The 14813-nt window shown below is 59.5% G+C and carries 14 protein-coding genes and 1 pseudogene; 4 read left to right on the top strand and 11 right to left on the bottom strand.

The window, feature by feature from the left end:
- The first annotated feature begins 108 nt into the window (after positions 1-108).
- Positions 109-912: a hypothetical protein gene (locus NHF53_RS21990; protein WP_252836105.1), complete on the top strand. Its 804-nt coding sequence runs from the start codon at positions 109-111 to the stop codon at positions 910-912.
- A gap of 257 nt (positions 913-1169) precedes the next feature.
- Here the strand turns inward: NHF53_RS21990 and NHF53_RS21985 are convergent, their stop codons facing one another.
- Positions 1170-1298, bottom strand: a complete 129-nt coding sequence (locus NHF53_RS21985; RefSeq protein WP_252836104.1) for a Na+/H+ antiporter NhaA — start codon at positions 1296-1298, stop codon at positions 1170-1172.
- A 183-nt stretch (positions 1299-1481) separates the two neighbouring features.
- On the opposite strand from NHF53_RS21985, the pseudogene NHF53_RS21980 reads away from it, so the two are divergent.
- Positions 1482-1705, top strand: a pseudogene (locus tag NHF53_RS21980) (transposase); the annotation flags it as partial.
- 301 nt (positions 1706-2006) lie between these two features.
- Here NHF53_RS21980 and NHF53_RS21975 read toward each other — a convergent pair.
- The 7 genes from NHF53_RS21975 to NHF53_RS21945 all read right to left on the bottom strand — a co-directional run bounded on the left by NHF53_RS21975 (position 2007) and on the right by NHF53_RS21945 (position 8697).
- Positions 2007-2624: a nucleoside/nucleotide kinase family protein gene (locus NHF53_RS21975; RefSeq protein WP_252836103.1), complete on the bottom strand. Its 618-nt coding sequence runs from the start codon at positions 2622-2624 to the stop codon at positions 2007-2009.
- A 70-nt stretch (positions 2625-2694) separates the two neighbouring features.
- The gene (locus NHF53_RS21970; protein ID WP_252836102.1) at positions 2695-3543 is read right to left on the bottom strand and encodes a sugar phosphate isomerase/epimerase; all 849 of its coding nucleotides are present in this window, start codon (positions 3541-3543) and stop codon (positions 2695-2697) included.
- A gap of 4 nt (positions 3544-3547) precedes the next feature.
- Positions 3548-4543, bottom strand: a complete 996-nt coding sequence (locus NHF53_RS21965; protein WP_252836101.1) for an ABC transporter permease — start codon at positions 4541-4543, stop codon at positions 3548-3550.
- 1 nt (position 4544) lies between these two features.
- Positions 4545-5537, bottom strand: a complete 993-nt coding sequence (locus tag NHF53_RS21960; protein WP_252836100.1) for an ABC transporter permease — start codon at positions 5535-5537, stop codon at positions 4545-4547.
- Complete coding sequence (locus NHF53_RS21955; protein WP_252836099.1) at positions 5530-7044, bottom strand: sugar ABC transporter ATP-binding protein; 1515 nt, start codon at positions 7042-7044, stop codon at positions 5530-5532. The genes NHF53_RS21960 and NHF53_RS21955 overlap by 8 nt, the downstream gene beginning before the upstream one ends.
- A gap of 9 nt (positions 7045-7053) precedes the next feature.
- Positions 7054-7608, bottom strand: coding sequence for an SIS domain-containing protein (locus NHF53_RS21950; RefSeq protein WP_252836098.1), 555 nt, complete (start codon positions 7606-7608; stop codon positions 7054-7056).
- 96 nt (positions 7609-7704) lie between these two features.
- Positions 7705-8697 (bottom strand): substrate-binding domain-containing protein, encoded by a 993-nt coding sequence (locus NHF53_RS21945; protein ID WP_252836097.1) that lies wholly within the window; start codon positions 8695-8697, stop codon positions 7705-7707.
- Between the two features lie 227 nt (positions 8698-8924).
- Between NHF53_RS21945 and NHF53_RS21940 the strand changes: the two genes are divergently transcribed.
- Positions 8925-9974 carry a LacI family DNA-binding transcriptional regulator gene (locus NHF53_RS21940; protein ID WP_252836096.1) on the top strand — a complete coding sequence of 350 codons (1050 nt, stop codon included), beginning with the start codon at positions 8925-8927 and terminating at the stop codon, positions 9972-9974.
- A 303-nt stretch (positions 9975-10277) separates the two neighbouring features.
- Here NHF53_RS21940 and NHF53_RS21935 read toward each other — a convergent pair whose 3' ends face one another.
- Together NHF53_RS21935 and NHF53_RS21930 are read right to left on the bottom strand one after the other, a co-directional pair.
- Positions 10278-10700, bottom strand: coding sequence for an SMI1/KNR4 family protein (locus NHF53_RS21935; protein WP_252836095.1), 423 nt, complete (start codon positions 10698-10700; stop codon positions 10278-10280).
- 10 nt (positions 10701-10710) lie between these two features.
- On the bottom strand, positions 10711-12978 hold the full coding sequence (locus tag NHF53_RS21930; protein ID WP_252836094.1) for an HNH/ENDO VII family nuclease: 2268 nt from the start codon (positions 12976-12978) through the stop codon (positions 10711-10713).
- A 154-nt stretch (positions 12979-13132) separates the two neighbouring features.
- Between NHF53_RS21930 and NHF53_RS21925 the strand changes: the two genes are divergently transcribed.
- Positions 13133-14044 carry a nucleotidyltransferase and HEPN domain-containing protein gene (locus NHF53_RS21925; protein ID WP_252836093.1) on the top strand — a complete coding sequence of 304 codons (912 nt, stop codon included), beginning with the start codon at positions 13133-13135 and terminating at the stop codon, positions 14042-14044.
- 272 nt (positions 14045-14316) lie between these two features.
- Here NHF53_RS21925 and NHF53_RS21920 read toward each other — a convergent pair.
- The coding region (locus NHF53_RS21920) for an EndoU domain-containing protein (protein WP_252836092.1) at positions 14317-14813 on the bottom strand (497 nt) is incomplete at its 5' end.

Here is a 14813-nt window from a genome sequence, read left to right as displayed (position 1 = left end):
CTTATATTCGCGGCTGAACTTCCTTCGTTGCATTCCTTCGCTCCAGTTTCATTGGAAACACCTTAACTCGGTGTCCATGAAACCGGCAGCAGGCCAGTCGGCATATGTTTGCTGACTGCGGTCGCTCCCGCCCTCCTGCCCGCTCTCCGGAATGTCAGTGGCTTCTGGGGTGCCTTCTACGCTTCGTGGTTGGCTGGGCTTCTGATGTTTGTGGCCACTGGCCTGATCATAGCTGCCGTGACCCTCCCGCGACCTGAACAGGACTTGATAAACACTCGAATCCACAATCTCCTGCAGCGCCAACAGGGGCCGCATATCGACTACATATCGAAGAAACTTGTCAGTCTTCTCGAGCCTTACATGGAAAGTGTGGAGCGAACGTTGCACATTGTGAAGTACGATGAGGCCAGCAAGTTTTTTCTAGTAAACCAGGACACCGAAATCGTCTACAGGTCGTATGTCGTCGATGCGGACGTGGCATTTCCATCTCGTGTTGGATACCGCAATGCCCCGAGTCCCCCCGTGGGCGGTGACTCATGCTGTCTCGCCTACCTCCGCGTGGACGGGAAGGATGTAGGAGGTAGCGAAACCTTTGACAGCGAAATCATCCGCCCTTTTGAGATCAGCATCAAGCCGCATTCTCAGTGTGTGGTGAAGCACCGGATGGTTTTCTGGGTTGCGGTTGGTGAACCTAATCGCCAATTGGCGATTAGGTTCACTCGAAAAATGATCGTCAAGATCAGTAATCAACTCGGGACTCAAAAGGTCAAGGTGACACACCATGGCACGGGCGGGCCGAGCGGAGTGATCGAAGGGGGCGAAATGTCCATGATTGTGAATCTATCAGATGTTCTTCCTGGGAAAGACGAAAACGACTTCGCCGTTCATTTCACCATGGATATTGAAAATTAACGACAGACAGGATACATATGGCCTAACAAAGGAGTGTCCGATGCGTGTTCTTGGTGACGATATTGGGGCCTGATACCCCGCCCACGTGCGAGTTATCCAAATCTGTCGGCCTCGTGTTTCGCAACGCGGGGCTTTTTTGATCGGCAACTAACGGTCGATGTTGTGCATCGTAGGCGGGTTTCCTCGCGACAGGCTTGTCATCGTCGTTGTGGTCGCGTTCCTCACAATCTCACGGTGTCACTTGCCTCGCGCGCACGTCACTTGCTACCGCTCAGGATCACGCTGCCCGCCAAAGCGGCAAGCGTAGAACCCGCGATAATGCCGAACGTGGATTGATCCTGGGCGACGGGATCGTGGAGTGCAAGCAGCGCTACGAACAGGCTCATGGTGAGGCCGATTGTTCATTTCCTTGAGAATCTCGCTAGGCGGCATGTCAGGCTCTGCACTTGGATACCACTGTATGGGCGTAGGACGAAGCCACCGACAGAGGTGGCTCGGGAAATTTGAACAGCCGGGACAAGTGGAATTTCTGCCTGACTTTGGCTTAGATGCCGGAAACAGGAGAGACTATGACGAGACGACCACGCCGGAACCACAGCCCGGCTTTCAAGGCGAAGGTGGCGCTTGCCGCCATCAGGGGCGAGCAGACGCTGGTGGAATTGCCCCAGCAGTTCGACGTGCACGCAACCAGATCAAGCAATGGAAAGACCGGCTCCTTGAGGGGGCGACGGGCGGTTTCGGCGATGACGCCAAGACGGAGCCGGCGGCACCCGCGGTCGATGTCAAAACACTGCCCTAGTCGGAGGTGCGGCGTCGATTTCTCGATTTGGCGATATTGACGAGGCTATGAACAGGCGCGGAACACCAATCTCGTCAACATGACCGCAATTGGCGCATCAGCCACGTGAGGCACTGGCTCAAAGCCACATCAGGGGCGTCAAAGCACTACTTGATGAAGTCTGCTCTTGGGAAGCGCCCCAACGGGCTGAACGGCTGACCTAGAGGCGCATAGTGGAAGCGATTTCCGCTACGGGGCCAAAGAGTTGTTGACCTGAGCCCCAATTTTCCTCCAGTTTTCCGGGATCAGAGCAGCTCTAGGCAGCAGCATCATTGTCGATCCGATACTCGACGGCAGCACTTTCCTGAACCACAAAACGGCCGTTGGGCAGGTCTACTTCCTCGATTTTGCGGCTAATCTCCGATGGCGGGAGACCGTAGAACTCCCATCTTTTCGCAAGCCGTTGCCGAAGAATGGTCTCCGGGGTGACCACCATGACCGTGAGGTCGAAAAACGACTTCAACGCCGACCAAGGCGGTTGGCGGAGCAGCAGGTAGTTGCCTTCGACCACAACGATGTCGACCGCTGCGGGAATGAGGCGCGCGCCCGCCCGCGCTGTCTCGATGTCGCGGTCGAAAACAGGAACAGCGATCGCTTCATCCGTGTTCTCCCGCAAGCGCCGAAGCATATGGCACAGCCCGTCGACATCAAAAGTGTCCGGCGCGCCCTTCCGGGCATGACGACCAAGTTGCCTCAGGAGGGCATCGTCATAGTGATAGCCGTCCATCGGCAGGATAGCCGCGCGTCCCGGCTGGTGCTGCTCCAGCCTCTCTACCAGTTCCTCAGCCAGCCTGGATTTGCCGGATGCCGGCGCTCCCGCCACCGCAACGAGGAAACGCTTGCCGCGTGGACGCGAGGTGAGAAGATCGGCCAAGACCGGCAAAGTTATCGTCTGCATGGATGCCCCGTAAGAAATGCCGCAGCGCGAGCCGGCGGCCAGACGTTCAGATCAGCTTGTACTGTCTCGCCTTGTTGCGCAGGAAAGGCAGCCCGTTTCCCATCACCTCCGTCTCGTCCTTGGCGACCGGCCGCCACACCGAAAGGCCGAACGCCAGTTCCTGTGGCATGTTAATGAAACTCTCCATGGCTAGACCACCCTTGAAGCCGATGGCCGCAAGCGTCGCGAAGATCTCGTCCCAGTCACAGGTACCGCAACCGGGCGTGCCTCGGTCGCTCTCCGAAAGATGGATGTACTTCAGGTGGTCGCGCGCATCGAGAATCCCGTTGGCCGCGCCCTTTTCCTCGATGTTCATGTGGTAGGTGTCGAGGTGGATGAAGATATTGTCCGCGCCGACCCGCTCGATCATTTCAACCGCCTGCCAACCCGTGTTGATGAGATGGGTTTCATAACGATTGACCGGCTCGATACCGAGCTCGATGCCGAGAGACTTCGCGCGCCTGGCAGCGGCGCCGAGAACGCGAGCGACATTGTCGAGCTCGGCCTTTGTCGGAGAGACACCCGTCCGTTCTCCGATGCCGCCATAGGTTACGCCGGTCAACGCCAGCGCCCCCATTTCAGCCGTCTTCTCCATCGCTGTCTCCAGATGGGCAATGGCAGCCTCAGGGCGCTGCGAAGCCCAGGCCGGTTCAGGCAAACCGAGGGAACATACAGCCCGAAGACCATGCTTCTCGAGCAACCCACGGGTATGACCGGCATCGACCGACGGGGCGTCGAGAAGTGCAATCTCGATGAAGTCCATCTTGTAGTCGACGGCCGCGGCAATCGCCTTTTCAGCGCCGGCGCGATCCCAGTTCATGGTCCACATGCTGGTGTGCACACCAAATCCTTGCATGATCCTAGCCTTTCCTGTTGCTGAAGAGTTTTGTTTTCCCGGCGAGCCAGCGCAGGACCATCACCGCGATAAGGAAGATGCCCCAGACCGCAGTCGACAGATGCTGGTTGGCGCCGAGCAGATTGAGACCGGACGACAGGACCTGGAGTATGACGAGCGCCAGCACGACCGGGACCACGCGACCGAAACCGCCGAAGGGATCCACTCCGCCCAGGAAGCACGCAAGGACGGTGACGAGAAGCAGCGCTTCCCCGTGGCCGACCCGGACCGAATTGAACCGGGCCAACATCAGGATACCGGCGACGGCGCACATGAGCCCCGACAAGGTGTAGATCAGCGTCAGTGTTCGCTTGGTATGGACCCCGGAATAGGCAGTCGCCTTGATGTTCGACCCGATCATGTAAACCGAGAAGCCGTGACGGGAACGACCAAGCAGTATGTGCCAGGCGAGTGCGGCCAAGGTGAATATCAGGAGCGGAACTGGTATGCCGAGGACAAATCCGTGTCCGATGGGGTGCAGATAGGCGGGAAAGTTGGAAATATCGCCACCTTTAGTCAGGAATTCGCCGAGCCCCCGCAGAAAGATCATCATGGCAAGGGACACGAGGATGGGGTGGGCACCGATATAGGCGATGACCAAGCCCATGAAGCATCCGGCAGCCGCGCCGACGATGAGAGCCGCACCGACGCCGGCGACGAAGGCCCACATCGGCGCATCCGGACCGCCGTGGATCTGCAGCACGTAGGCCAGCGTCAAGCCGCAGATATTGGCCGTGTAGATGATCGCCAGGTTGAAGCCGCCAGAAATGATCGGCATCAGCATCGCAAGGGTCAGCAGGCCCAGTTCCGGCAGTTGGAACGCGATGGATCCGAAGTTTGCCGGCGTCAGGAATTGCGGCGAGGCCAGTCCGAAGATGACAATGACGGCGAACAGGAAGACGAAGAGCCCCGCAATCTCGGCGCCGAGGTATTTGTTCAGCCATGCAACGAGCGTGTTCATGCTAGTCCTTGCGGTGTCTGCTTGCGGCAACGCCGGCAAAATTGAGATTGGAAGTCGAAATGGCGATCAGAATGATCGCGCCGACCACCATCTTGAAGGCGAAGGGCGAGATCCCCAGCAGGTTCAATCCGTTCTGGGTGACGGCGACGAGCAAGACACCGAGCACGCAGCCGAGCACCGATCCTCGTCCACCTCCGAGACGCGCACCGCCGAGCACCACCGCCGCCAGGACATCCAGCTCGCGGCCGATCAGCGCGTTTGGCACGACTTCCTGGACGATGTGCGCCTGCATCAGCCCGCCTATCCCCGCCATCAACCCGCACCAGCCGAACGCAATGAATTGCATGAGGCCGATATCGATGCCGAGCCGGCGCGCGCCTTCCGGGTTGTCGCCGAATGCATAGAGCTGGCGCCCCGTGGTGGTGTGGCGGATCAGAATCCAGGTCGCCGCGAGCGCTGCCACCATGACGGCGACCGGAAGGGTGATCTCAGCCCAGGTTCCATCCGCCACCTGTCGTTCGAAGAGAACGACCCGTCCCGTCCACCAGTCGGGCAAATTGTAGAGGTACTTTCCACTCGTGAAGAACATCAACAGCCCAAAGAAGGCGTTGAACGTGGAAATGGTCACGACGATGGAGATGATGCGGAAGTGATGAATGAGGATGGCATTTATGAAGCCAAGCCCGATCCCGAGCCCTCCGGCGACCAGGAACCCGACGAGCCAGTTGCCGCCGCCGATCGCGGAAAAGACGTAGACCGCCAGATACTGGACTATCGATGCGGCAACCGCGAACGAGATGTCGATCCCACCCGCGATCAGCACCACGAGCAATCCGGCCGCCCAAATGAGATTGACTGCACTATTGTTCAGAAGTGCCGTGAAGTTCGGCAGCGTGAAGAAGCTGCCTGAAGCGAAAGACAAGCCGACGCAGAGCGAGATCAGTACGATCGACAGCCGTATTTCTGTCGGGTGATTGCGCATGAACTTAGCCATAGACAGCCTCTTCCATCGCGCGGAGTTCAATCTTGCTCGGATCGAATTCATTGACGATGCGACCGGCAGCCATTTGCAACACGCGGTCCGCGTTCAGATAGACTTCGGGCACCTCATCGGAGATCAATAGGATCGCCAGGCCCTGTTCAGCCAGTCGCCGGACAATCGCGAAAATTCCCGCCCGCGCGCCGACATCGACCCCGACCGTCGGTGCATCGAGGATGAGAACCTTCGGTTCGGTGGCCAGCCACTTGGCAAGCACGACCCGCTGCTGGTTGCCGCCGGACAATGTTGAAACGGGATCGGCAGGGTGCCCGATCTTGATGGCCAGGTCCGTCAGCCATTTCGACACCAGTTGCTGCTTCTTGCGCCGCGAGATCAACCCGTCCGGACCGGAAATCCGCGGCAGGACCGCCAGCGCGATATTGTCGGCGATCGACTGCTGCTGCACGAGCCCCAGAGACAAGCGATCTTCCGATACGTAGGCGATGCCGGCGGCGACGGCATCCCGGTTGGACCTAAGATCGAGGGGCTTGCCGTTCAGGCGGATCACGCCGCTATCAGGCCTCGTCATGCCGAACAGCGTGTGCCCGAGTTCGGTGCGTCCGGCTCCGATGAGCCCGGTCAGGCCGACAATCTCGCCTGCATGGATCTTGAGACTGACATCGTCAAACTCGCCGCGACGGCTGAGGTTTTCGACCTCCAGCACATCTCGTTCACCCGCCTTGTCCCGCGCGGTCACCTTTGTCTCGAACATCTTGCCGGTCATCAATTCGGTCAGACGTGACTGGCTCATCCCTTCGGTCGGATAGACACCGACCAGACGTCCATCGCGCAGAACCGTCACGCGGCTCGAAATCGCAAGAACCTCTGCGAGACGATGGCTGACGAAGACGATGGCCACGCCGCGTGTCGACAATGTGCGGACAATGTCGAGCAGTCGGTTTGTTTCCGATTGAGTGAGCGATGCCGTCGGCTCGTCCATGAAGATGAGCCGGGCATCCCCGACCAACGCGCGGGCAATTGCCACGACCTGCCGGCCGGCAATCGGCAGTGCATTCAACCGGGCGTCGAGGTCCAGTTCCACTCCCAACTGTGCCAGAGCCGCGGCGGCCTTTTCCTTCACGGCGCGGTGGTTGACCACGCGCGGACGCGAACCCAGAAGGGTCTCGAACGCGATGTTCTCGGCAACGCTCATTTCCGGGAACAGAGCCAGATCCTGCCAGATCACGGCAATGCCGCGATTGCGGGCGATACTCGGCGAGACAGCCGTTTCCACTTCGCCGAAATACTCCATCCGCGCCCCGGGTTCGGGCGTGTAGGCGCCTGCGATGATCTTGATCAGCGTGCTCTTTCCGCAGCCGTTCTCTCCGGCGAGGCAATGCACCTCGCCCTGATTGACCTCGAACGAGACATCGTCGAGGGCCTGCACGCCCCCGAATTTCTTCGAGACGTGCTCGAGGCGGATCGCCGCAGGCTTTGAAGTGGTTGTTTCAACCAGGGTCATCGGTGCCAGCTATTCGAGATTGGTGTGGTTGGTGCGCATCGCTTCAGGGCTGATGCCGAGCATGTCGATCAGCTTGAGGACCATAACCTCGAACAGGACGAAGAGAGCGCCTTCGTAAAGCGAGCCCATCGGCAGAACAGAGGTCTTCTTCTCTCCTTGGTCATCGGCCATCGTCTGGGCCGGTAAATGCAGGACGAAATCCGCGTATTTGGCCGCACGGCCCTGAGGCTGGGCCGTCAGCACGAGAATGCTCGCACCCGCCGCCTTCGCCACGCCGAGAAGCGCGAGCGCAGTCGAGATTTCGCCGGGGCCGACACTCACGATGAAGAGATCGCCCTTGCCGACCGGCGGCGTGGTCATGTCTCCTTCGACCGCCACGGCCAGCCCCATGTGAAAGAGGCGCATTGCGAAGCCCATGATCTGTAGCTTTTCGCGTCCTCCGGCGAAGACCACGATCTTTCGGGCAGTGGCGATCATCTCGACCGCCTTGTCGACCTCGGCATCATCCAGACGATTGAACGTATTCTCAAGTTCGGACAAGGCCGCCTTGTACAAGGTGCTCATGATAAAACCCTGATTGTGATTTGGACACGACCAAACGGAAAGGTTTGGCACGGCAAGGAGGGAGCACTTCCGACGCCCCTCCTTGCGCAACTGCGGTCAGAGTCCGAGGTCTGCCAGGCCCTGAACCGTCTCTGCGTTGATCGGAATGAGGTTGTCGGTGATGATGTCGTGACCCTCGACGTCCGGCTTCACCACACCCAGGCCCTCGATCTCCGTGCCGTCCTTGATCTCCGTGCCGTCCACGAGCATCTTACCCATGCTCACGAAGACCCTGCCGGCCTCGGCGGGATTCCACATGAAGCCGCCGGCGATCGCACCCTCTTTCACGAGCTTCAACCCCTGGCCGGGCGAGAACGGCCCGAGGACATGCACCTTGCCGATCAGCCGGCGCTCCTCGAAGGCACGCCCCGCACCGATCGGACCCTGGCTGCCGAAGGCCAAGATACCGGTCATGTTGGGATGCGCCGCCAGAAGGTCGAGGGTCGTCTTGCGGCTGTCGTCAACGCTTTCGGCGACCCCATAGCGCTCGCCGACAAGCGTCATCTCCGGGTATTTTTCCTTGAGGTAGGCGATCGCGGCGTCCGCCCAGGCGTTGTGCAACGGCACGGTGAGCGACCCGACGTAAACCGCATACTCGCCCTTGCCACCCATCTTCTGGGCCAGCAACTCGGCATGGGTCTCGCCGAAGCCCTTGACCGAAGCCAGCTCGAAGTCCCAGTCGACATTCTTGAGGCCGGGTCCTTCATGGGCAACAACCTTGATCCCTGCCGCGCGCGCCTTCTCGAGCACGGGCTCGAGGGCCGCCTCGTCGTTGGGAACAACGCCAATGACATCCACACCCTTCGCAATCAGGTCTTCGATGGCGCGAACCTGAAGCGCCGGATCTGCGCTGGTCGGTCCGACCATCGTAGCATCCACACCGAGCTTCTCGCCCCGCTCCTTGATCCCCATTTCCATCGCGTTGAACCACGGAATGCCGCCGATCTTCACGACGATACCCATGGTTGGCTTGTCCTGCGCCTGCGCACCGGCCGCCAGTAATGCGGCGAATGCAACGCCCGCCAGAGCTGCGGTTACTGCCTTGATCATGTCACTCCTCCCAGAGCGCCGCCCGATGGGCGAACTTGTTTGAACAATCGATTGTGCACAGCGGCAGCTTGAGGCGACTTTGAACCCCTGTGCAGACAGAGCATCAAAGCCGCATTCACACGAATTGCTGGAATAGCGCTTGCACAATCGATCGTGCTATGACATCAACAAACAAGCTTCTCGTCAAGAGCAATTGTCAGCCCTGACCATCGAGACCGTTTCGACCCATGCCCGATACCAGGCAAAAACTCACGATCTACGACATCGCGCAGCTCAGCGGGTCCTCTCCTTCGACCGTGAGCGCGGTACTGAACGGGACGTGGAAAAGGCGTCGGGTCGGCGAGGCAACCGCGAGGAAAATCCAGGAAATAGCGGCCGAGCACGGGTATACGACGAACTTGCAGGCGCGGGGGTTGCGTCGCGCGCAATCCGGTCTCGTCGGCCTCATTCTCCCGGTCCACGACAACCGCTTCTTTGCCTCGATGAGCCAGAGCTTCGAGGCACAGGCACGCGAGCGCGGCTGGTGCCCGGTGATCGTATCCACCTTGCGCAATCGGGCCGAGGAGATCCGAACGGTCGAAACGTTGATTTCCTACGCCGTCGACTACCTGTTCATCGCAGGCGTGACCGATCCCGCCGCGCTCAGCGAAATCTGCAGGGCGGCACAAGTGCCGCATATCTATGTCGACCTTCCGGGAAAGGATGCGCCTTCCGTCGTCAGCAACAACTATCTCGGCGCCGAACTGTTGACGCGAAAGCTACTGGAACTCATGCCGCAGGTGGACGATCCGGCCCGGGCAAAGCCGTATCTGATCGGCGGTCTGGAAACCGACTTTGCCTCTGCACACCGAATTTCGGCATTTCGATCGACGGTCCTGGAGCTACGAGGATCGTTTGATGAAGATCAGATCATTACCTGCGGATACGCTCCCGGTAACGCCGCTCGCGAGGTCTCGGCACTCAGCGACCGTATCGGCGGATTGCCAGCCGGGTTGTTCATCAACTCGATCAGAGCGTTCGAAGGTATCGTCAGCGAGTTTGTCCACCTTCCCTCGGAAGCATTCGAACAGAGCGTCTTCGGTTGCTACGACTATGACCCGTTTGCGGCATTCCTGGAATTTCCTGTGCACATGGTACGGCAGAACTCGAACCAACTCATCGCCACCGCCTTTGAATTGGTCGACAGCGGTGTTACCGACCCGGTGCTGATACAGGTCGACCCGGAACTGATCCCTCCCCGAACCGTCTATAACGGTCCGTTCAGCCAACTGGGGTAAGATTGAAGCTTGAGCCCCTCGGCTAGGGTCATACGCTCATTTCCGTGTGGAAACCAACATCCAGCGGCCTCGCGCAGCTTTCACGATGATTAGTTTGTCCGCTCCGCGGGACCATTCTTAGGTGCAAAACCAATCCCGAAACCGAATAGCCGGCCAGTCCCTTTTAGAGTTTCCAGTGCAGGATTGGCCGTTCCTGCTTCCAATTCCGCAACTTGGCGCCTGGAGAGCCAAGCTGTCAAATATCGGGTGAATTTGCTGGTATTCCTGTTACAATCCGCACGATACCAGAGTTGTCCTTCATAATTAGCCGCCTTCTAGCCAGACCTCCTTGGCCCACGTTGCGAGATTTGGCCAAGATTCATCAGTCGATCCATTGTGATCCCAAAACCGAACCCTTCCATCCGGCACGATGCAGTAGAAGTCTCCATTGTCTTCGCACACAGGGAGCCAATCTTCAGGAACTCCTGCTTTCCTAGCCTCAGCAAGCCCAACACGAAGATCACCGTAATCGCTTGCAGCACCAACACTCAGCGTGAATGGCGAAATATAACCCACAAACGCATTGCTTACTGATTTCAAGAATAACTTGTAATCCTCAGGAAACGTAAAACCCGTATCTTTCTCGTATTCTTTAATAAGCCCATCGTCTGGGAGAGGTCGCTTCCGCCCACCCGGATCATCCGCCTGATTGATCTCGTCAATAACATCCTCGATAGAAATCGCCATCTAACGCCTCCTAGAAATCATTGGCTCGATTTATCCAATAGTTTCTACGCCATGTATTAAACTGTGACCGATTGATGCCCGACGGAACCGTATTCGGCATATGTAATGTCCCGTGGTTTTCACTGTGCAAGGTCTGAGTTACCTCAGCAATCGCTCCATCTTGGCTTTGCGTCAGGTGATGCAAATTAGCCGGCTTGCCGTCTGGCCCGATAGGAGCCCGACCAGACTGCATAAGCTCCAGATTTGTCTTCCCTGACACCGGATCTACCCGTGCTGGATCAATGAGATCACTCCGCTGGAAAACACGATTCCCATTGAACTCGACAGGATCGGTCGACCAGAACCGGCGGTTCTGCTGGAAGTTGGTCGCAACCTCTGCCTCGGTGGCTACCCGATTTGTAGCAACACCGCCACCTTGTCCAGCATGTGTTTTGGCGAGAGCGGCGAGGTCGTCGGCCGCGTTGGATGCAGCTTTGGGCGAGATATTCCCGACGGCCGCGGAGAGGTTGTCGCAGGGGCCGGCCGCGGCACATGATGCCATTTCGACGATGGCGACACAGGCATTCGGGTTGACTATGCACCAGCTGTAGGTTTCGGCTGCGATGACGCCGCCGGCGACCGCCACCGCCGTCAGGGCGATGCCCATGGTGATCTTCTGGTCCCGGACCAAAGCCTGACTGTAGGCGGCCGACAGACCGCCGGGCGCGATTGCCCCCTGATCGGCCTGCATCAGAACCTGCGCCAACAGGACGTCCGGCGTGTTCGTGGCACCGCTTCCCAGCAGTCCCTGTTGAAGGCCGGCATTGTCGAGAGCCGCCTGCAGTTCCGCACGGCCGTCCATGCAGGCCTTGCTCGTCATGGACGAGCCGCAGGCATTCACCAGATCCACGATGTTCTGCGTGCTCTGTTCCTGTGCTTCTGCCTTGAGCGCAATCAGTTGCTGCTCGATGCTCGCCAGTTCCTCACCCGAGCAGCCATTGCCGAGATTTGCCTTGCAGTCGGCGTAAGCTTCCTGCAACGCCGCCCTCTTCTTGCGCGCGGCCTCCTCCTGCTCGTGTTTGAGATAATTATAATTGACATTATCGAGCGCCGTCGCGGCCCCGAGTTCGCCGCCGACTGCGGCGCCGACGGCGGCGGCGACCCATTGGGTGATGGCGGCCTGCTGTGCGGCGGTGAGGTTGGGGTTTGCCTTGAGCACCTCGACGAGTATGCCGTTGGCGATCTCGCTTGCCCCGCCTGCGAGTGCGCCGGTTGCGGCATTGCCGCCGGCGAGTTCTGCTGTGAGAGCGCCGATGGCGGCGTGAAGGGCGACCTTTTCCGGGGAGCCTTCGTCGAAGCCGAGCTTTTCCGAGAGCGTGCCGACACCGATGTTGAGAAGCTCGGAAAGGGCCGCCGCATTCCTCTGTTTGGCCTTCAGCTCGTCGATGTCGTAGATGTCGACCTGGGTATTGGCCTTGGAGAGATCGGTGTTGAGGCCTGCGAGATCCTGGGTCTGGTTGGAGAGCGACAGGGTGCCCGGCGTCAGGGTGGCGCGCGCGGTCCCCCCGTCGCTCTCCATCGCCGGCTGGCCGACAGCGGGGGTGATGGCCAGACCGCCGAACGGGGCATTGGCGGCATCCGAGCCTTGAAGCGGCAGGGAGGCCGAAAGGCCGATGTTCGAGGTTGATGCGCTGGAACTGTTCGTCAGGTTGGAATAGGTCAGGTGATCGGCGGAGAGCGAGCTGTTGCCGGTCGTATCCGTCGAGGCGATGACACCGCCGACGAGATCGACGCCGCCTTCGACGACGAGGTGATAGCCGCCGGAGCCGGCGACGATACCACTCTGCTCGGCGACATTGGCGAAGTCGCCGGTGACGGTGCCCTTGTTGACGCTGCCGGAGAGGCCGGACGGGCCGAAGCCTGCGGAGACGGAGAAGCTCTTCTCGTCGTAGGCGGCGGTGTCCTGCAGGCTCTCGATCAGAAGATCGCCGCCGACATTGGCGATGACCGTCTCGCCGGAGACGACGGCGCCCCTGAGGACGGTATCGGCGCCGGAGTTGATGACCACGGTGCCGGTGCCGGTCACATGGGAATTGAGGTTATAGACGCCGGTTCCGTCGCCCTCGCCTGTCGCATAACTGCCGTTGGCAACGGGAAGGCCGGTGCCGAGATCGATGCCGAAACCCGCACCCGAGGAGGTTGCGGAAAAGCCGGTGCTGCCGGACCCCTGGGCGGCCGCGAAGGCTGGTTGCAGGGTGAGCAGGACGGTAAGGAGACCGGTCAGGAAAGCGGAAGGCATGCCGAACTTGAACCGACCGCGGTCCTGATGGGCAAATAAGCGAACGGACGGCTGGGGACTGCCGGACCGGACCGCCCTCCCCGTGCCGATCCTGTGCAAATCCTCATAGATTCGCTAGTGGACGCCGAGTGGGCTTTGTCCTATCGGTTGGGGCATGAAGACATCGCTGGACCACCTGCCGGAGAAGAAGCAGCGCGAGCTTGGCCGCGTCGTGGAAATCATCCACGAGGAGTTCGCCGATGCGCTGGAGGGAGCCGCCGCCGAGTTCAAGAAGCGCGGGCGCATCCAGAAGATTCTGCTCTTCGGCTCCTATGCCCGCGGCACCTTCGTCGACGAGCCGCATACGATGAAAGGCTACCGCTCGGACTACGACATTCTGGTGATCGTCAGTTCGAAGAAGCTTGCCGAGCCGCAGTACTGGGACAAGGCGACCGACCGGCTGATGTGGGACAAGTCGATCTCGACGCCGGTGGGGCTGATCGTCCATGGGGCACGGGAGGTGAACAACTTCCTTTCCGACGGGCAGTACTTCTTCGTCGACATCCTGCGCGAGGGCATCGTGCTCTACGAGCTCGACGACCGTCCGCTGGCCGAACCGAAGCGGCTATCTCCTGCCGATGCCCTCAGGGTCGCAAGCGAGCATTTTGAGAGACAATGCGCCAGCGCGAAATACTTCTGCCGGTTGGCCCAGTATGCCGTTTCCGATGGGCAGCAAAATCATGCGGCCTTCAATTTGCACCAGTCCGTCGAGACCGCCTATTCGTGCCTGCTGCTGACGCTGACGAACTACAGCCCGCCGTCGCACAACCTCAAATTCCTGCGCGGTCTTGCCGAGGATCACGACCGCCGTCTGATCGACGCCTGGCCGCGTGACCAGCACCGTTTCACCGCCTGGTACAACATCCTCAACGAGGCCTATGTGAAGGCGCGCTATTCGAAGCACTTCGAGATCACCGAAGAGGCGCTCGAATGGCTGCTGGACCGGACCGAGCATCTCCACACGCTCGTCGAGACGATCTGCCGGGAGCGAATCGCCGAGCTGGAGCGGGTTGCGGGCGGAGGTTGACGGCCGAACCACTCCATCATCGGAGTTGCAACGAGGATACGTCAAAACCCAATCGTCTGCCACATTCGACAAGGTCAGACGGTATGGGTGAGTGCTTCTCGTGCACGAGATGCCAAAGCAACTCCCAACCGACGCCGAATTCACCATGCTCAATGTAGTCTCGCACGTCATTGTAGTCTTGAATGGTTAGGGTGCCCCTGACCTCTTCAAGGGAAGCCGAGAGAAGCCTTGCAAGCATGTCAAAGTGTTCCTGTTGCGGTCCTTCGTACATCTCAGCGGTTCCTTGGTACATTTGTTGGATAGCCGGTAACTACTCCTCCACCATTCGCTGGCGACTCGACAACGACCCGGATATTCACTCCATCGACCATAGCTTCCTTTACGATTCGGCCATTTCCTTGAACTCGACCAGTAATCGAAGGATCTGCAGCAATCGAGTGTATTTCTTCCAGAACCTTCGTTGCTGACCAACTCTGTGGAAATGCGCTCTTCCCCGGTCCGCCCGGCCAAAGATGTCCACCACCCGTATTGTCCCCATAGAGAATGTGGTTCGCACGCGCAGAGGAAATCAGCGACGTTCCCTTCGGGAAGCCACTTGTCCCGACGGCTCCGATGATGACGGCGGTTGTGACGCCGACGACGAGTTTGAGGTCCTTGGTGTCCTGTGCCGTGAGCCCATGATCGGACGCTATGCGCTCGATGGCAAGGCTTGCGGCCTCCTTTGTCAGTTGGCCGGCCGTAGCGAGAGGCTCGATCGCCTCCTTGAACT

The sequence above is a fragment of the Ciceribacter sp. RN22 genome (genome assembly GCF_024054295.1).
In the GTDB taxonomy this organism is placed as follows: Bacteria; Pseudomonadota; Alphaproteobacteria; order Rhizobiales; family Rhizobiaceae; genus Allorhizobium; species Allorhizobium lividum.
This window is presented reverse-complemented; position numbering and strand designations above follow the sequence as displayed.